Raw genomic sequence first — 18,312 nt, 5'->3', positions numbered from 1 at the left:
ATACGCCTAGCCAATAAGGTAATATTAGTTATTATCATTTTAGGCAACAGGCAAGGGACGACTATGATTAACCCAGCAAAACTTGAAGAAATTGCGAAACAAATCACCAACAATATGCCACAAGGTGTAAAAAACCTGGCTGATACACTTGAAGGTAAAACCAAGCAAGTGTTACAAAATAAGCTTGCCGAAATGGATTTTGTAAGCCGTGAAGAGTTTGATATTCAAAGCCAAGTGCTGATCCGCACCCGTGAAAAGCTGACTGAATTAGAAGCAAAAGTAGCGCTACTTGAACAGCAGTTATCAGCAAAAACAGACGCTGAATAATAACTATAACGCCATAAAACAAACACCACTTATGGCGTTATTTACATTCACTCTCAAACAGTTCATCTAGCGTATAATATGCGATTGATTGCTGCTGCTTTAAACTAACCATTAGCATTTTCTCAGCAACCTGTTCACCGGTGATAGGTTTATAGCGCTTTAACCTACCACATTGAGTTATCCACGGAAGCACTAACGCGGCTATTTTTTCTGCTATGCGTAACTCTGAACGTTCGCCCACTAATAAAGACGGTTGCAACACGCTTAGTCGCGAGAAGCCAAGCTGCTTTACCTGCTGCTCAAGTTCACCTTTGATTTTTAGGTAACGGCTCATACTATGCGCATTTGCGCCACTTGATGACACCAAACAATAATGGGGAACACCGTTATTGGCCGCCATTTGCGCACAAATAAACTGGTATTCAAAATCAACTTTACGCTGTGCTGCTACGCTCCCGGCTTGCTTTAGCGTAGTGCCCAAGCAGGAAAAAAACACGTCACCTTTGAATAATTCAACGTAATGCGTCAAATTTTCAAAATCAATAACATGGCTGATTAATTTAGGGTGAGAAAGGTCTAAATGACGGCGCGATAAGCTCACTACTTTCGAATAGCAAGGACATGCTAACAGTCGTTGTAACAACTGGCTGCCAACTAAGCCCGTGCTGCCGATAATCACTGCCGTTTTAGCCATATTAAGCGTGACTACCCGCTGACTTGTTCAGTACATGTTGTACTGCTTTTTTATAGCTAGTGCATTCTTCTTCAGCGCAGCTGACCACTGACTCTAAATCATGCAAGTGACCGTTTTCTAATCCATATACCCAGCCATGAACCGTTAATTCTTGACCTCGTAACCAGGCATCTTGAACTATGCTAGTGCGCGATACATTACGTACTTGCTCAATCACATTAAGCTCTATTAAACGGTTTAAACGCTGTTTTTCTGGCATCGCATTAAGTTGCTCTAAATGCTTTTCTTTTACATCACCAACATGGCGTAGCCAGTTATCAATAAAGCCAAAGCGGTCTTCGTTTAATACCGCTTGTACACCACCACAACCGTAGTGGCCAACAACCATAATATGTTTAACTTTTAATACTTCAACCGCATACTGCATAACCGATAAGCAATTATGATCTGTGTGCACTACCACGTTGGCAACATTACGATGCACAAACAATTCACCTGGTAATAAATCAACAATTTGATTAGCAGGAACTCGTGAGTCAGAACAACCAATCCATAAATACTCTGGATTTTGTTGCATCGATAAAACTTTAAAAAATTCGGGATTAGCTTCGCTCGTTCTAGATGCCCAGCGTTTATTATTTTCTAGTAGGTTATTTAAATTTCTCATTACATCTCTTTTAGGTCGAGGGCGTTAAACTGGCTAAAATTAAAATATTACGGGGTGTTAATTGCTTCTCACAAAATGTACTAACACTGACGTTATAGCCTTGCTGTTGCAAATATAAAGCACGATCGAGCACAAGCCAAACTTCTATTGCTCTTCTAAACACATGTCGAACCAGTTCAACTCGCTCGGTTATCTTTTTTCGCGCCTGCCCAATCAATAAAAATTTATTGTAATCAATATCTTTTGGCAGTTTTAAGGCTTTTTTATCTGCCGCCCACTTACAAAATGATTCAAACGAATCTGAAAATATTGCTTTATTCACTGAGGGCACACTAACATACGCCGACTCACCGGTGAGTGACTTTCTTAAATCATCAAACCCGAGTCGCCACTCAACTTCTGTTTTTCGTACTTTGCCCACTCGCGATGGAGCTGTGACGGTTTCTTGCAAGGCGAGTTTTAAATCTCGATGAGTTAAATTAAGCGCACTTCGCTTCGCCTGTTCGCTCATTGCTTGATAATTATTATCAGTAAATAAATGATAGCAACAAGGTGAAAAGCTAATTTGTGGTACTTTTGCTGCACTGGCTTGATGCATAAAAGTTTGGTGTAACGCACCGCAGGCATGCAAAGCGACAGCATGAGTGTGTGGGCTAAAAAAATCCTGAATGCTATCCTTAAGTACATCGGCTTGGCTAAATTGTATTGCAAGTCCCTGCTGCTGTGCACTTTTTTGCCCTTGTTCACACAAATGAGATTGTAGCTCAACGCTGTGTACACTCTGCGCACCATTAAAAGCTAACATTCGCCCTAAATGGCCTTTACCTGCACACCACTCTAATACAGGCTGATTACTAGTGGGCAATGCGCCAACAAAATCTTGTAGCTGAGTAAACTTTCGTCCTTTAATACCGTTACTAATCCAAAACGGATAATCCGTTCGACTGCTTGTTATGACAGGGAGTGAAGCTAATCGGCTTAATTGCTCCATACCGGGTATGTAAGGTGAAAAAAACTGATAAAGTTGCGCTTGATCAGTATCTAACTCAGCAACGTCCTGATCAGTTAAAGCAGTTAGGGGGTCGTGTAATTCAGGCCATGGTAAACAGTCAAAATCAAACGCAGTACATTGCCAATACGAGCGCGTATTCATCAGTAACGAATCGAGGGCAGTAAATTGCTCAGTTAAGGTCATAACAGCTTAAAATATTAAAAAGGCAATAAATTATACCAGTACACTCGCGCCTAATTAAGCGGTTATTTTTTTAACCTCGCAGAGCAAGGGGATTACTTAACTTTCCCACCTTTTCTATTGGTTAAATTAGCCATTAGCGTGCTTTGAACATTAACCGTAAATAAAGGGGAATAGAAATAATACTAATAATAATGGCTGCAATCAGCATCCAAGAAAGCTGCAACGTTTCTTGTTTTTTATATTTATAAATAAAATCGGCTTTTACTTCGTCAAACTTTGTTTGGTCAATCTCATATAAATCAGCAATTAAACGCCATTTGGCCATCGACATATTACCCACATTGGTGCTTGGTGGCGCAATATAGTCTTTTAGTACTTCGGCCTCATAAGCTAATTGATGAAAACTACGCTCAGGGGCATAAAACTGCTGAGTAATGGCGATGGCTTCATCCATATTCATTACCGCATAGCGCCACCCTTTTAAACTCGCTTGGTAAAACTTTTCTACCGTATCGGGGTGGTACTTAATCATGTTATCACTGGTAAATAAAATATCTGCGTATACGTCCATACCATAACGTTGTGGACATATAAGTCGATGAGCAATACCTTGCTGATCCATATAATAAGGTAAGTCGGTAACATAGACTTCGATGGCATCTATTTTATTTTCCATCCATGCTTTTTGTAATTTATCGCCTTTGTATATAGCCAACTTTTCGATATTTATACCGCTGCGCTTGAGCATAGTTAACAACTCAGAATTGCTCTCTTTACTCACTTCACTTACACATTTATTGACAAAATCACGGGCATGAAAAATATCAGAGCTTTCTTTGACCATCCAGCAATAAGGAGAAAACTGTAATATGGCAGCCATGGCTACAAAGGGTTTACCTGCAATACGCTGCTGTAAAATACCAGAATGCGCAACCCCAAACTGGGCTTCACCACGCTCTACCGCGCCAAAACTATTTGGTCGTTTTGGATCGGCAGGCACAATAGTGACGTCTAAACCGGCCTCATCATAATACCCTTTTTGCTGAGCCATATAATAACCCGCAAATTGAAATTGATGTGTCCACTTTAATTGTAGTGTGACTGATTCCTGCGCCATTAACTGGCTACAAAAAAGGCAGACGCTAATTATCATTCCTTTAAGTAACAAAGAGAGTTTCCAAAAAACGTAGTGATTAACGTAACTATATGTAAAGCAGCTGATAAAGCAAGCATCCACAGAAGATGCCTGCTTAAAATAGGATTATGCTAAGGCGAGCTTTTCAAGCTTTTCTGCTTGAGGTTGTGTGGTTAAAAACTGGGTGAAACACGGGTTATGGGTTTCGTCTTGAACACTGTAACCTAAGCGGTTTAAGTGCTCATTAAACATCTCATATTGACTTGGTTCAATAGCAAAACCTGCCAATACATTACCCGTTGAACCGCCATGATTACGGTAGTGAAATAAAGTGATATTCCAATTACTACCCAGTGTATCTAAAAAGCGCGCTAATGCACCTGGGTACTCTGGAAACTCAAACCGCAGTAAGCGTTCATGTAGCTGCTCTGGCGCTTTACCACCAACCATATACCGTACATGAAGTTTTGCTAATTCATTATCTGACAAGTCGCAAAACGAATAGCCATTATCGGTCAGGCTTTGTTTAAGCTCCTCAAGTTCTGCTAATCCTTGACGCAGTGCAATACCAACAAAAATTTGCGCCTCGCCAGGCCCTGCATATCGGTAGTTAAATTCGGTAATAGCGCGCCCACCGAGTGAGGCACAAAATTGTTTAAAGCTACCGCGTTTTTCATCAATTGTTACCGCTAATAATGCTTCGTTCTTCTCACCTAATGCAGTTCGTTCAGCTACATAGCGTAAGCGATCAAAATTTAAATTAGCACCAGACAAAATAGCCGCTAAGTTTAACCCCTTTAAACCCGACTGCTGAGACCATTTTTTAAGCCCTGCAGTTGCAAGTGCGCCTGAAGGTTCGGCAATAGCACGGGTTGATACAAAAATATCTTGCATGGCAGCACATATTTCATCATCTGATACGGTCACCACTTCATCGCAAAACTTTTGCGCCAGTCTAAATGTTTCGCTACCAATTATTTTTACGGCAACACCATCGGCAAAGCTTCCTACTCTTTCTAGCTCTACAGGCTCTCCCGCTTCCATGGCAGCTTTTAAACAAGCGCTTTCATTAGCCTCGACCCCAATCACTTTGATATCTGGGCGCAGCGATTTAATGTACACCGCCATACCCGCCAGCAATCCGCCGCCGCCAACAGGAATAAATACCACGTCTAAGTCGTTCAGCTGTTGCATTAGTTCACGGGCAACTGTGCCTTGACCAACAATGACATCGGGGTCATCAAATGGAGGGACAAATACGCCGTTTCGCTGCTCAGTTAATTCAAGCGCATACGCCTTTGCGGCATCAAATTGATGACCATGTAACACGACTTCCCCGCCCAATGCCCTTACCGCATTAACCTTAATTTCAGGCGTCGTTACGGGCATAACAATGGTGGCTTTATGCCCTAGGTGTGAAGCACTCAGCGCCACCCCTTGAGCATGATTGCCTGCCGATGCGGTTATCACGACCGAGCCCTTTGGCAGCTTATTTAATTTATTAAAAGCACCGCGTAATTTAAACGAGTACACCGGTTGCTGATCTTCACGCTTTAACCAAACATGATTACCTAATCGTGCACTCAATTCGGCCATTTCACTCACCTCAGTCACCTTAGCTAAAGGCTCCATATTGGCTTGGATAATAGCGCGAAAATAATCGAGTTCTTGAGAAACCATACCTAACTAAGCTCCTCCAGTTTGGCTAAATCACGCACCGCACCTTTATCGGCACTGGTTGCTAGTAGCGCATACGCTTTAAGCGCAGATGACACATAACGATCGCGGTTAAGCGGCTTATAAGCTTGTTTACCACGAGCCAATTGTTTTTGCCTGCGAGCTTCGAGTTCCTCATCGCTTAATGCTAAAGTGATTTCTCGAGTAGCGATATCGATGATAATTTTATCGCCATTTTCAACATAAGCTATCGCGCCACCGCTGGCTGCCTCGGGAGACACATGACCAATTGATAAACCTGACGTACCACCCGAGAAGCGACCATCGGTGATCAAGGCACATTTTTCAGCCAAGCCTTTTGATTTTAAGTAGCTGGTTGGGTATAGCATTTCTTGCATGCCTGGGCCGCCTTTAGGGCCTTCGTAACGAATTACAACTACATCGCCGGCTTTTACTTCACCATTTAAAATCCCTTCTACAGAGTCATCTTGAGACTCATAAACAACAGCAGTGCCTTCAAAGTGCAGCATTTCATCGACAACGCCGGCACTTTTAACAATACAGCCATCAACCGCTAAATTACCTGAAAGTACCGCGAGGCCGCCATCTTGACGAAATGCATGTTCAACACTGCGAATACAACCATGTTCACGGTCATTATCCCCTTCGTCCCAACGACAATCTTGGCTCATGGCTTTAGTAGTACGAATACCAGCGGGACCCGCGCGGTAAAACTTTCGCGCCACTTCGTTATTAGGATCCGTTGCATCCCATTTTTTTACCAGCTCACCCATGGTCATGCCGGCAACATGATTAACCGATAAATCAACCAAGCCGGCTTTACCAAGCTCGCGTACTATGGCCATCATGCCACCAGCGCGGTGTACGTCTTCAATATGGTATTGCGCGGTAGCTGGGGCAACTTTACATAAAAACGGGGTTTTACGTGAAAGTTCATCAATGTGTGACATATCAAAATCAACGCCAGCTTCCTGTGCCGCTGCGAGTAAATGTAATACCGTATTTGATGAGCCGCCCATGGCAATATCAACCACCATAGAGTTCATAAATGCGGTTTTATTAGCGATGGCACGAGGCAGTACGTCTTGGTTATCTTTTTGGTAATACTCGCGGCATAAATCAACGATGCGAGCACCTGCTTCAACATACAATTGTTTACGGTCTTTGTGGGTCGCAAGCGTGGTACCGTTACCCGGCAGCGCAAGGCCTATTGCTTCTAATAAACAGTTCATTGAGTTGGCAGTAAACATCCCTGAACACGACCCACAGGTAGGGCATGCAGAGCGTTCAACTTGCTCTGAGTCGGCATCACTTACCGATTCATCGGCACCTTTAACCATGGCATCTACTAAATCGAGTTTAATATCGATATTGGCTAATTTAGTTTTACCCGCTTCCATAGGGCCACCCGATACAAAAATAACCGGTATATTTAAACGCAGCGCCGCTAACATCATCCCAGGGGTGATTTTGTCGCAGTTTGAGATACAAATCATCGCATCAGCACAATGGCCATTGACCATGTACTCTACCGAGTCGGCTATTAAATCGCGCGATGGCAGTGAATAAAGCATACCGCCGTGCCCCATGGCAATACCGTCATCTATGGCGATGGTATTAAATTCTTTTGGAACACCGCCCGCTTGGGTGATGGTTTCAGCCATTAGTTCACTAAGCTGATTAAGATGCACATGCCCCGGCACAAATTGTGTAAATGAGTTAACCACAGCAATAATTGGTTTACCAAAGTCGGTGTCGGTCATGCCTGTTGCACGCCATAATGCTCTTGCGCCTGCGCGTTTACGTCCTTCAGTAGTCGTTGCACTTCTTAATTTAGCCATAGTTACCTCAGTATTTGCCGCAATAAATGCGGGCATTCCTCATTCTTAAAATTGATGAGTAACCACGTGAACAGTTACTCGTAAAATCTGTTAAATTTGTTGTTATACAGCTTGTTGCTGTAAGTTTTGCAGCGTGACGTGCTTCACATCAACCAGCTTATTTAGTTGACTGGTAAGCAAATAAATTGGTTTATCGCTATCAACCGTCATGGCCATATTATATTGACCATCGTCCATATTGAGCTGTAAGTGAGTCAAGTCAAAACCACGATGACGCACCACACGTAAAAAGCGCTCGATTGCGACACTTTGGCTTTTTAAGGCAATAGTTAAACTGTGTTTCATTGTGCTTTCTCCGTCATCATTTCATCGTTAGCAGCCCCAGGTGGAACAAGTGGCCATACGTTTTCTTTATCATCAATACAAGCATGAACAATGTAAGGCCCATCGCTATTTAATAAGGCTGTGATTGCATCATCCACTTGGTTGGCATGAGTAATAGTTTGCCCCGCAATACCAAAAACAGCCGCTAGCTGCACAAAGTCAGGGTTATCTGACAAGTTAGTTTCGCTATAGCGCCCTTCAAAAAATAACTCCTGCCATTGGCGCACCATGCCTAAACGCTGGTTATCAAGTATCAGTATTTTTACTGGTAAATTATTACGACGAATAGTGGCAAGTTCTTGGATATTCATCATGATTGAGCCATCACCTGATACGGTGATCACAAAGTCATCTTTTCTCGCTATTTGTGCGCCGATTGCTGCAGGTAAACCAAATCCCATGGTGCCTGCACCACCACTGCTTAAGTGATTGCATGGATGGCTAAATTTCATATGCTGCGCAACCCACATTTGGTGCTGACCCACATCGCAGCAAACAACACTGGTGCTTGGCATACGCTGGCTTAGTTGATTAAGTAAATAAGGGGCAAACACTTTTTCACCCGGATAATCGTATCGCCATGCATGCTTAACCATCATTTGTTTATTATGATCGCACCATGCTTTTGGCGTAACGACGCACTCAAGGGCGGGAAGTGAGGTTTTTAAATCAGCAATTAAAGAAGCCTTTGCGGGTTTACGTTTACCGACCTCGGCTGCATCTATGTCTAAATGAATCACGTTTGCTTTTGCAGCAAACTTAGCTAAGTTGCCTGTTACACGGTCATCAAAGCGAGCACCAATACACACTAATACATCACATTCTTGCACGGCTAAATTAGCCGCTTGACCGCCATGCATACCTAGCATGCCTAAATCATATTCGTAATCAGGTAATACACTGCCCAATGCTTTAAGGGTTGAAACCGCTGGCATTTGCGTTTTATTTAAAAATTGCATTAATTCATTTTGCGCATCAGCGGCATGAACGCCTCCACCAACATACGCTACGGGTTGCTTGGCTTCACTGAGTAATTGATTGGCGATAGCAACTTGGTTTAAATTAAGTTGCGGTAAGTATTCATCTGCCGCTAACCAAGGTTTAAAAGGCACCTGCGCCATTTGAATGTCTTTGGGGATATCAACTAAAACGGGGCCTGGACGGCCGCTTTGTGCTAAATGCATCGCTTCTTGTAATATTTCGGCTAAATCTTCTGCTCGCTCAACCAAGTAACTGTGTTTAGTACACGAAAGCGACATGCCAAGCACGTCAATTTCCTGAAAAGCATCAGAGCCAATAGCGGCGGTTGGTACTTGCCCTGTAATAGCAAGTAAAGGCACTGAGTCCATCATGGCATCTGCCAATGCGGTAATTAAATTAGTAGCTCCAGGGCCTGATGTTGCCAAGCACACACCTAAACGTCCAGTACTGCGCGCATAGCCCACGGCGGCAAACCCTGCACCTTGCTCATGACGAGTAAGATAATGTTTTACAGGCGCACCATACAACGCATCGTAAATGGGCATAATAGCACCACCTGGGTAGCCAAATACTTCATCTACGCCGTGTTTGGCGAGTAAATCGATTGTTAGTTCTGCGCCTGTCATTAGTAAATCCTCATTCCTGTGTGACAACCCATTAAAAATTTAACTCTAAAACTAAAAAGCCCCCCGGACGGTTAAGTGCGGAGGGCTTTTCAATGCTTAGTTTTTTAAAGCACTACGAAGCCCTCGCGGGAATAATCACCACGATAATAATCAGGACTAGGTTAAGTGCATTTTTAAGCATAAAATTCAGTACCATTTAAGATTTAGTCATTGCGAACATATTGTTTCGCTGTCTTTTTATATTAGTACCGCGCTCAGGGCGGTAAGTCAACACCAAATTCAATTCAAAATAATTATAAAAACACGCTTACTCAGGTTTTAAAATTCAATTAAACCAGGTTAAATAGATTTTTTATCCCTTCATTTCAACTCAGGAAATTCACTATTCTTATAACACTGAATTCTGGTTTGATTAATTTTTAGTAAGCCACCTCATTTTTATCTAACAAAATTAAAATAAATCGATTTCTTAAGAGTTTCTTAAGCGTGGCAGCCTAGCATAACAACGTTCATTAAAAAGAGGCGTGTTATGAACTCAACTTTCAAACTCAGTAAGCAACCGCAAGCAAATACTAAAAAACGCTTTTATTTTAATTGCAGTGCTAATGCATTCATTATTTTTATGGCTTGTTATTACGGCTTAGTTATTAATATTCCATTTATGCATGGTGCGTTTAGCGCTATTACCTCGTTGCACACATTTTCATGGCTATTTTTGTTTTCTGTGCCGTTACTACTGATTTGCTTGCTAATCATATTCTTTTCAGTGGTTTCTATTCGGGGAATACTAAAACCCATTAACTACTTGCTGCTAGTGCTCTCGAGTGCGGCGTTATATGGCTCATTGAACTATGGTGTGGTGTTTGATTATTCCATGATACAAAACACCGTCGAAACTGACTCTAGTGAAGCGTTAAGCTATTTAAACCTGCAACTTGTTGGCTTTTTACTGCTTTTTGCCGCATTACCTGTCTTTATTTTGAGTAGAATAAAAATAAACTGCGCTCGCCCATACAAAGAAGTTATTAGCCGTCTTAAACTGCTTTTAGCAAGCTTTGCACTGATTGCATTAGTGGTCGTTAACTTTTACGCCGATTACGCGGCAACGGGTCGTAATAACCGTATTCTTAAAAAAGAAATTATTCCATTTCAATATCTCTCTAGTGGCTACAAATACGCCCGTGACCAGTTACTTTATAGCGATATTGAATTTAAAAATATTGATACCACGCCAACTTTAGCATCGCCAAGCACAACACGAGTTACTGTTATCGTGGTTGGTGAAACCGCTCGAGCTGAAAATTTTTCCTACCAAGGCTATGAGCGTAATACCAACCAATACACGCAAAAACATAATGTCACTTATTTCGATAACGTATCGTCGTGTGGCACGGCCACAGCAGTGTCAGTACCATGTATGTTTTCACTGCAAACTCATGCCAATTTTTCTCGTTTAGACAGTGATAACCAGCAAAACGTAATTGATTTGATACAACAAGCAGGCGCAGATGTCTTGTGGGTTGATAATAACAGTGGCTGTAAAAACGTCTGCACGCGCGTACCTACCATTAATATTGATACCAAAGCATCTGAACTATGTGATGGTAAATACTGTTTTGATGAAGCGTTACTAGCCCCTTTAAAGTACAAGCTTGCCAATTTGAGTCAGGCTAATACGGTTATAGTGCTGCATATGATGGGTTCACATGGCCCTACTTACTTTAAGCGCTACCCTGAAAAATTTAAACAGTTTAGTCCAACCTGCGACCGCAGCGATATTCAAAACTGTAGCGCTGAAGAACTGGTTAACACCTACGATAATACAATTGCTTATAGTGATTTTATCAACGCTCAAGTTATTGAACAGTTAAAGGCACTGCCAGCTAATATTGATAAGCAGTTACTGTATGTGTCAGACCATGGCGAGTCGCTCGGTGAAAATGGCGCATACTTACATGGCTTTCCCTATGCATTTGCACCAACAGCTCAAACCCATGTGCCTCTTTACATCTGGGCTGATGAGCATAATCAGCGCATTACAGCCAAGTGTCTAAACAACTTAAATAGCACTTTAGCGCAATCACACGATGCTATTTTTCATACCCTTTTAAGCTTAACCGGTGTTGCGAGTAAAACCTACCAAACCTCTGAAGATTTACTCGCGTCATGTCAAACGATTAACCATAGCGAAACTAAAATATGAATAATAAAACCGTTATAAAACGCCAAGGCCTAATGCGCCTAATTTTTACCTTAAGCCATACATTTAACGGCCTAAAATGGATGAGCCGATTTGAGGCTGCTTTTCAGCAAGAGTTGGTTTTATTTAGTTTGCTAGGCGTATTTGCCTGCTTGCAAGAAATTACTTTAAGTAGCAAATTAATCTTGATTGCCAGCTTATTGTTTGTGTTATTTGCTGAGTTGGTCAATACCGCAGTCGAAGTGGTGGTTGATCGCATCGGTAGCGAATATCATGAACTATCAGGCCTAGCTAAAGATATTGCATCCGCCAGTGTCTTTATCGCCATGCTTATTGCTATTTTAGTTTGGTGGTCTGTGCTATGGACTTAATCAGTAGCACTAAAAAAGTACTGGGGCCATTGTGGGTTTTAGCGGTATTTTTTTTCGCACTCCTATGCTTGCTAACTTTTGCGCGATTAGGTTTAAGTTTGTGGCAAAGTGGCCGTGTATTTACCGAAGGCGCCTGGCACTTTGTTTTTGTAGGCGGTTTACGTGTTGATATAGCAACATTATGCTACATCATAACCCCCGCTTTGTTACTAACACTTGCAGCACATGCTCTCAAATTAACTGCTTATATTCGAGGAGTCGTAAAGTGGTATTTAGTAATAATGGCTGCAATGTTAGTGTTTTTTGAGGTTATTACACCCACGTTTATTAACGAATACGACTTACGCCCTAATCGCCTATTTATTGAATACCTTATTTATCCTAAAGAAGTCTCTAAAATGATTTTTTCAGGTTACAAACTCGAAGTCCTCTTCGCTGTTTTAGCGCTCGTTTTCACCATTAAATTTGCTAACAAAATTCTTACTCAGCAATGGCAAAACCGCTCGTCCCTAGGGGCAATAAAACTATCACTATTAGCTGTTATTATATGTAGCCTAACACTGTTAGGCGCTCGAAATTCATTAGGCCATCGTCCATTAAACCCCGCTATGGTGGCATTTTCGACCGACCACTTGCTGAATGACCTCACGCTTAATTCATCATATAGCGTAGCATTTGCGTTAAAACAGCTCTCCAATGAGCAATCAAGTCAGGCATATTATGGCAAGGTCCCTCAAGAGGAGTTACTCGCCACAGTACGCAGTACCATGCAAAATCCTCAAGCAATATTTAATAATCCAAATGCCCCTACCCGCACTTTTCATCAGGCAAGCTACCAAGGTAAAAAGAAAAACCTGGTTATTATTCTGCAAGAAAGCTTGGGCGCTCGTTATGTAGGTACCTTAGGTGGCTTACCCTTAACGCCTAATATAGATGCACTTTATCAACAGGGCTGGGGATTTGATAACTTATACGCTACCGGCACTCGCTCTGTACGCGGTATTGAAGCAGTTATAACCGGTTTTACACCGACTCCCTCACGCGCGGTTGTAAAACTCGATAAATCACAACGTGACTTTTTTACCTTGGCTAGTTTTTTAGCAAAGCAGGACTACCATACTCAGTTTATTTATGGTGGAGAAAGTCACTTTGACAACATGCGTAGCTTCTTTTTGGGTAACGGCTTTAGTGATATTGTTGATAGTGAAAGCTTCGATAACATTAACTTTAATGGTTCATGGGGCGCATCTGACGAAGATTTATTTACTCAAGCAGATAAAGAGCTGAATAAATTACAACAACAGCAAAAGCCATTTTTTAGTCTGATTTTTAGTAGTTCTAATCATAGCCCTTATGAATTTCCGGACGGTAAAATAGCCCTGTTTGAGCAACCAAAGCAAAGCCGTAATAACGCAGCTAAATATGCAGATTATGCCCTAGGCACATTCATTGAAAAGGCGAAAAAGTCATCTTACTGGGACGATACTGTGTTTATAGTGATTGCTGATCACGACTCACGCGTGTCTGGTTCCAGCCTTGTACCTATTGATCACTTTAGAATTCCTGCGGTTATTTTTGGAAACGGTATTAAGCCCAAACGCGATCATCAATTAGCCAGTCAGCTGGATATTCCTACCACCTTACTGTCGCTTATTGGCGCCAGCGGTGAACACCCAATGATTGGTCACGATCTCACTCGCCCTGTGGCCAAAAATAAGCAGCGTGCAATGATGCAGTACGATAAAAACTTTGCTTACATGCAAAATGATAACGTTGTTATTTTGCAGCCAGATAAACCGGCAACCACCTATATTTATAAAAATAAGCAATTACACCCCAAACATAACGATAGCGCACTCATCAAGCAAGCTCGTGCGCTGGCTAATTATGGCAACATGGCCTACAGCAATAATTGGTATCAATAACACCGAAAAATGCCTGATTGATTAATCAGGCATTTTTACGTTACCTATAAAGTAAACTAAGTTAGTATTTATAAAACGACTTAAACTTGGATAGGATTTTATGAACGTGTCATTACGTATTAGTCATTTATTTATGGTGTTATTACTTTTAGCCTTTAGCGTCAATGGCTATGCAGCACCGGCTCTATTCAAAATAGAAAAACAAGGCGCTAGCTCGTATTTATTTGGCACCGTGCATGTGGGTGATGCCAGCATGAAAGGGCTACCACAAAAAGTGACTCACGCACTGGATGACAGTAATCAAGTTGTTGTTGAAGTGGATATAAGTAAACTATCACCATTACAAATGCAACAACGTTCTATGCCGTTTATGCTGCTTACTAACGGGCGTACGCTACAGAGCGAGCTTTCAGAAAAAAATTATCAACTCCTCAAAGACTACTTTGCTAAAAAATCGATTGATATTGCCATGTTCAACAGTTTTAAACCTTGGGCTGTCATGTTGACCATGATGCAAATTGAGTTTCAAAACGCGGGCTATTCTGATAAAAACGGCATCGATAAGCAAATACTCGAGTACGCGCAAAAGCACAGTATTAACATTGCGGAGCTTGAAACCATAGAGCAACAACTACAGATGTTTAATGGCTTAGAGTCATTAAGCAATGCCATGATGGCAGAAACTTTTGAGCAACTAAGCGATATTAATACCTACTTTATCACCCTAGTGGATGCATGGAAAAAGGGCGATATGCAAACCCTAACCAGCTATTACCACACCAGTTTTGATGACAGCCAATACGGTCAACAAAGCGAGCAAGTGATGCTTATTGAGCGCAATAATAATTGGGTCACTCAGCTCACGCCTAAACTTGAACAAGGTAAGGTGTTTATTGCGGTAGGTGCTCTGCACTTAGTTGAGCAGCATGGTTTAATTAAACAACTTCGCGACCAAGGGTTTAAGGTTACTCAGTTATAAACAAGCTTATATAAGCGTCTCACTATGAGCAGCTTGTTGCCCATAGTGAGCCGGTTTAAAATCTTCCATTTTTAAGGTGTGTTCAATCCCTTTAATGGTATCTGCTGCATGATGGTTTACATAAATAACGGTACTCGTTTTTGCAGCACACACCTTTTCAATCAGCAGTAAAACGCGTTGACGATTTGCCTCATCAAGCCCTAAACATGGCTCATCTAAAATAAGCAAAGCAGGATGTTTAACCATTGCGCGCACAATCAGTAATAGTCGCTGATCGCCATACGATAGCTGGGTAAAAGCGCTATTTGTTTTGTCACTTAAACCTATTAGTGCCAACCACTCTTTAGCTAAACGCGTTTGTAACTCACTGGCTTGTTGATATAAACCTATACTATCGAAAAACCCTGAAATAATAGTATTAAGCGCCGAAATACTCACTCGATACTGCAAATGTAGCGTATTTGAAATATAACCAATGTGCTGTTTTATATCCCAAATACTCTCCCCTGTGCCACGCTTAAAACCAAACACTTCAATCTCATTGTTATAGCACTGAGGGTTATCACCTGTAATTAAATTTAATAAACAAGTTTTACCTGAGCCATTTTTCCCGGTGAGTTGCCAGTGCTGATATTGGTTAATCGTCCAGTTTAAATTTTCAAAAATTGTTTGTTCGCTGTAACGCACATGAGCATTAGTGAGCTTAACAAGTGGCATGTTTGTCGCTGATTTAAAACAGCGCTCAGGCGCACCGGGAATACTTAATGATGTATGCTCTAAATGAAGTAATTTGAATAAATCCGCTTGTTTTGCTGCACACGGTTTTGCCAAGCTATGTTGTAAACGACCATTATTCACATAAGCAAAGTGATCAACAAACGCTGGAATTTCGTCAACACGGTTTAGCACAAACACAAAGCAGGTTTGTGCGCTCAACTGCTGTAATAGGCGGTTGAGCTGCCCAACCGATTCAGAGTCTAAGCCATCAAATGGTTCATCAAGCACAACTAAATCACTGTTAGCAGATAGCGCTTTAATTAATAATAATTTACGCGTTTCGCCAGTAGATAAATCAGTAAAATCACGATTAAGTAAGGCATCAAAATTAAAAGCGGTGATTAACAGTTGGCATAAATCGCTATTTATTTGAGGCTCAGCAAAGAGCATGTCTGTTACTTTTTGTGGCTTTTCACTTTTACGATGCGTATTAAGTAACTGCTTTTGTAGATCACTTGACACTAATTGTAGCTTGTTAAAGGTACTATGACGTTGCCCGCTTTGTTGTTTTGCTTCACCAATTAACGCTGCTGCGAGTGCTGATTTTCCAGCACCATTACCCCCGAGTAAGACCCAATGTTCACCCTGCTTTACTTGCCAAGTTAAATCGTCGATATAATACCGTTCACTGTCATCGGTAGATAAATAACCACTAAATTGCTGTAGTAAAATTGAGCGCACGTTAGATCCCAAAACAGAGCTTAAAAACTCAAACTAACGTAATAAGGAATAATTAAGCAAGTGAGATTTAATCAACCTCAGGTAGAAAAGCATCGTTTAGCGCCGCGATTATACTTTGCTGATCTATGGGTTTATGAATATGACCTATTGCTCCACAAGCTTTAGCGCGAGCAAGATCACTATCAGAGGTGTTTGCGGTAACCACAATAATCGGCAGTGTTTTATCGTTATCATGCAAGATTTTAGTGGCTTCAAACCCATCCATAACCGGCATATTTAAATCCATAAAGATGACGTCATAAGATTTTTTGGCGACCATTTCACACGCTATTTTGCCATTCTCAGCGCATTCAGCGTGTATGTTCAATGCAGTTAATAGCTTAGTGAGTACCAGCATATTAAGTGGGTTATCTTCAACGACTAAACAATGTAAGTTATCAGGCATTGACGATGACTTGCTTAAAGTAGTATCCATCTCTAATGGTAATGTTAAAAATACAGATGCCCCTTGCTGACGATTATTTTCAAAACGAATCTCGCCCTTAAAGGCATCAACAATATATTGTACACGGGCAAGGCCTGTTCTGAGTCCTTGAAAATGGTTACTTTGCTCAGTGCTGTCTAATTCTAATTGCTCGATAAGGTGATCAAAGCCACAGCCGGTGTCCTCGACGCTCAGCGATAGTTGGTTATTGTTGAGCGTAGCGATGACTTTTACCTCTCCTTGCTCTGTAAACTTTAATGCATTACTAAGTAGCTCATTAACTATTTGTTGTAAGCGTGCATGATCTACAATCACCGCGCAGTCTAAGCTCGCTGCTAACTCTCTGATTAACTTTAACCCTTTTTCAGTACAACCATATTCATACACAACTAACACTTTATTTATGGTGGTTAGTAAGTTGTCAGAGGTCGGGTTTAACGACCAACGATTTAAACTCAGCGCTTGTAAATCTTGTAATTCATCTAACATCGCCAACAACCTCGCCGAGCAATACCGAGCTTGGCGCTGTATATCCTGCTGTGAAGTGGGAATTCTTAGCTCATCGATCGAGGTAATTAACCCCTGTAATGGGGTTCTAAATTCATGACTGGCTCGTGCAATAAAGTGCTCTTTGTTATTACTTACCTGCTCTGCAAATTCTTTTTGTTGTTGATACTTTTGTAAGGTCTGCAGAACTCGTTTTTCCATCGGCATAAACACAAATCTAAGTTCTAAAAACAATAATGCCAGAGTAAAAAACCAACAAAGCAGTTCAATACTAGAGATCCAATCAACCTTTTTTACCGCTTGTTGCTCAAATAAGCTCACCGCAGTGTCTAATTTTTTGAGTAATGCTTCAACTTCGCTCACAGAAAACGAAGCCAAATTAATAGGCTCCTTTCGAGAAACCAAATTTTTAGCTTGCGTTATAAAGGCCAACACTTCTGCATCTAAGTTGCTTGGGGGGGCATAATATAAATCAAATAAAGGTGTATTTAGACAAACTGCGTCACCTTGTTCATCCTTAGTGAGTAAATATTCATGGGCTTGTTCAAATAACTCAAGGGAGTGTTTTAACGATTGAAGATGTTGTGCGTGGTTATCCGTTTGATTAATTAATGCATTGCTATGCCAAGCTATTTTTTGCGAAAGCATACGTTGCTTGCCAGCTATATTGATAATTTTTGCATCGTATTTTTGCACTGAAAAGAAGTATTGCATCAGTAATGCAGATACGCTGACCAACAAGGCAATAGCAACTAAAGCCCAACGGTAACGTTTGCGAATACTCTTAACAATGTTGAACATACACTAGGTTACTTTTTTTGTTTTAACTGTAGCCTAAGC

Annotated in this window: 15 protein-coding genes; 5 read left to right on the top strand and 10 right to left on the bottom strand. The window is 41.3% G+C overall.

What is annotated here, in order from left to right; genetic code table 11:
• Positions 1 to 63 precede the first annotated feature (63 nt).
• Positions 64 to 327, top strand: coding sequence for a ubiquinone biosynthesis accessory factor UbiK (gene ubiK / locus PSM_RS01325; protein ID WP_013463868.1), 264 nt, complete (start codon positions 64 to 66; stop codon positions 325 to 327).
• A gap of 37 nt (positions 328 to 364) precedes the next feature.
• On the opposite strand, the gene PSM_RS01320 is transcribed toward ubiK, so the two are convergent.
• The 8 genes from PSM_RS01320 to ilvG all read right to left on the bottom strand — a co-directional run bounded on the left by PSM_RS01320 (position 365) and on the right by ilvG (position 9,548).
• Positions 365 to 1,021, bottom strand: coding sequence for an NADH dehydrogenase (locus PSM_RS01320; protein WP_013463867.1), 657 nt, complete (start codon positions 1,019 to 1,021; stop codon positions 365 to 367).
• Position 1,022: 1 nt separating this feature from the next.
• Positions 1,023 to 1,688, bottom strand: a complete 666-nt coding sequence (gene can / locus PSM_RS01315) for a carbonate dehydratase (RefSeq protein WP_013463866.1) — start codon at positions 1,686 to 1,688, stop codon at positions 1,023 to 1,025.
• Positions 1,689 to 1,698: 10 nt separating this feature from the next.
• Complete coding sequence (locus PSM_RS01310; protein WP_013463865.1) at positions 1,699 to 2,883, bottom strand: methyltransferase; 1,185 nt, start codon at positions 2,881 to 2,883, stop codon at positions 1,699 to 1,701.
• Between the two features lie 133 nt (positions 2,884 to 3,016).
• The gene (locus PSM_RS01305; RefSeq protein WP_013463864.1) at positions 3,017 to 4,000 is read right to left on the bottom strand and encodes an ABC transporter substrate-binding protein; all 984 of its coding nucleotides are present in this window, start codon (positions 3,998 to 4,000) and stop codon (positions 3,017 to 3,019) included.
• 144 nt (positions 4,001 to 4,144) lie between these two features.
• Complete coding sequence (gene ilvA, locus PSM_RS01300) at positions 4,145 to 5,698, bottom strand: threonine ammonia-lyase, biosynthetic (RefSeq protein WP_013463863.1); 1,554 nt, start codon at positions 5,696 to 5,698, stop codon at positions 4,145 to 4,147.
• A gap of 2 nt (positions 5,699 to 5,700) precedes the next feature.
• On the bottom strand, positions 5,701 to 7,557 hold the full coding sequence (ilvD, locus tag PSM_RS01295) for a dihydroxy-acid dehydratase (protein WP_013463862.1): 1,857 nt from the start codon (positions 7,555 to 7,557) through the stop codon (positions 5,701 to 5,703).
• Between the two features lie 102 nt (positions 7,558 to 7,659).
• Positions 7,660 to 7,902: an acetolactate synthase 2 small subunit gene (gene ilvM, locus PSM_RS01290; protein WP_013463861.1), complete on the bottom strand. Its 243-nt coding sequence runs from the start codon at positions 7,900 to 7,902 to the stop codon at positions 7,660 to 7,662.
• Positions 7,899 to 9,548, bottom strand: coding sequence for an acetolactate synthase 2 catalytic subunit (ilvG, locus tag PSM_RS01285; RefSeq protein WP_013463860.1), 1,650 nt, complete (start codon positions 9,546 to 9,548; stop codon positions 7,899 to 7,901). Before ilvG ends, ilvM begins: the two co-directional genes overlap by 4 nt.
• A 529-nt stretch (positions 9,549 to 10,077) precedes the next feature.
• Between ilvG and PSM_RS01280 the strand changes: the two genes are divergently transcribed.
• The 4 genes from PSM_RS01280 (at position 10,078) to PSM_RS01265 (ending at position 15,023) form a co-directional block, all read left to right on the top strand.
• Entirely contained in the window at positions 10,078 to 11,751 is a 1,674-nt protein-coding gene (locus PSM_RS01280; RefSeq protein ID WP_013463859.1) for a phosphoethanolamine transferase, read from the top strand.
• The gene (locus PSM_RS01275; RefSeq protein WP_008112748.1) at positions 11,748 to 12,119 is read left to right on the top strand and encodes a diacylglycerol kinase; all 372 of its coding nucleotides are present in this window, start codon (positions 11,748 to 11,750) and stop codon (positions 12,117 to 12,119) included. The genes PSM_RS01280 and PSM_RS01275 overlap by 4 nt, the downstream gene beginning before the upstream one ends.
• Positions 12,110 to 14,044, top strand: coding sequence for an LTA synthase family protein (locus tag PSM_RS01270; RefSeq protein ID WP_013463858.1), 1,935 nt, complete (start codon positions 12,110 to 12,112; stop codon positions 14,042 to 14,044). Before PSM_RS01275 ends, PSM_RS01270 begins: the two co-directional genes overlap by 10 nt.
• Positions 14,045 to 14,144: 100 nt before the next feature.
• On the top strand, positions 14,145 to 15,023 hold the full coding sequence (locus PSM_RS01265) for a TraB/GumN family protein (RefSeq protein ID WP_013463857.1): 879 nt from the start codon (positions 14,145 to 14,147) through the stop codon (positions 15,021 to 15,023).
• Positions 15,024 to 15,029: 6 nt separating this feature from the next.
• On the opposite strand, the gene modF is transcribed toward PSM_RS01265, so the two are convergent.
• Together modF and PSM_RS01255 are read right to left on the bottom strand one after the other, a co-directional pair.
• Positions 15,030 to 16,481, bottom strand: a complete 1,452-nt coding sequence (modF, locus tag PSM_RS01260) for a molybdate ABC transporter ATP-binding protein ModF (protein ID WP_013463856.1) — start codon at positions 16,479 to 16,481, stop codon at positions 15,030 to 15,032.
• A 67-nt stretch (positions 16,482 to 16,548) separates the two neighbouring features.
• Positions 16,549 to 18,273: a response regulator gene (locus tag PSM_RS01255; protein WP_013463855.1), complete on the bottom strand. Its 1,725-nt coding sequence runs from the start codon at positions 18,271 to 18,273 to the stop codon at positions 16,549 to 16,551.
• Between the last annotated feature and the right edge of the window lie 39 nt (positions 18,274 to 18,312).

It is taken from the genome of Pseudoalteromonas sp. SM9913 (assembly GCF_000184065.1).
GTDB classification, from domain to species: Bacteria; Pseudomonadota; Gammaproteobacteria; order Enterobacterales; family Alteromonadaceae; genus Pseudoalteromonas; species Pseudoalteromonas tetraodonis.
The sequence above is the reverse complement of the archived record's forward strand: the minus strand, read 5'-3'. Positions and strand labels throughout refer to the sequence as shown.

Excerpts from the sequence above, each read along its gene's own strand:
- ubiK (WP_013463868.1), top strand. The coding sequence starts at position 64 with ATGATTAACCCAGCAAAACTTGAAGAAATTGCGAAACAAATCACCAAC.
- PSM_RS01320 (WP_013463867.1), bottom strand. The coding sequence starts at position 1,021 with ATGGCTAAAACGGCAGTGATTATCGGCAGCACGGGCTTAGTTGGCAGC.
- can (WP_013463866.1), bottom strand. The coding sequence starts at position 1,688 with ATGAGAAATTTAAATAACCTACTAGAAAATAATAAACGCTGGGCATCT.
- PSM_RS01310 (WP_013463865.1), bottom strand. The coding sequence starts at position 2,883 with ATGACCTTAACTGAGCAATTTACTGCCCTCGATTCGTTACTGATGAAT.
- PSM_RS01305 (WP_013463864.1), bottom strand. The coding sequence starts at position 4,000 with ATGGCGCAGGAATCAGTCACACTACAATTAAAGTGGACACATCAATTT.
- ilvA (WP_013463863.1), bottom strand. The coding sequence starts at position 5,698 with ATGGTTTCTCAAGAACTCGATTATTTTCGCGCTATTATCCAAGCCAAT.
- ilvD (WP_013463862.1), bottom strand. The coding sequence starts at position 7,557 with ATGGCTAAATTAAGAAGTGCAACGACTACTGAAGGACGTAAACGCGCA.
- ilvM (WP_013463861.1), bottom strand. The coding sequence starts at position 7,902 with ATGAAACACAGTTTAACTATTGCCTTAAAAAGCCAAAGTGTCGCAATC.
- ilvG (WP_013463860.1), bottom strand. The coding sequence starts at position 9,548 with ATGACAGGCGCAGAACTAACAATCGATTTACTCGCCAAACACGGCGTA.
- PSM_RS01280 (WP_013463859.1), top strand. The coding sequence starts at position 10,078 with ATGAACTCAACTTTCAAACTCAGTAAGCAACCGCAAGCAAATACTAAA.
- PSM_RS01275 (WP_008112748.1), top strand. The coding sequence starts at position 11,748 with ATGAATAATAAAACCGTTATAAAACGCCAAGGCCTAATGCGCCTAATT.
- PSM_RS01270 (WP_013463858.1), top strand. The coding sequence starts at position 12,110 with ATGGACTTAATCAGTAGCACTAAAAAAGTACTGGGGCCATTGTGGGTT.
- PSM_RS01265 (WP_013463857.1), top strand. The coding sequence starts at position 14,145 with ATGAACGTGTCATTACGTATTAGTCATTTATTTATGGTGTTATTACTT.
- PSM_RS01255 (WP_013463855.1), bottom strand. The coding sequence starts at position 18,273 with ATGTTCAACATTGTTAAGAGTATTCGCAAACGTTACCGTTGGGCTTTA.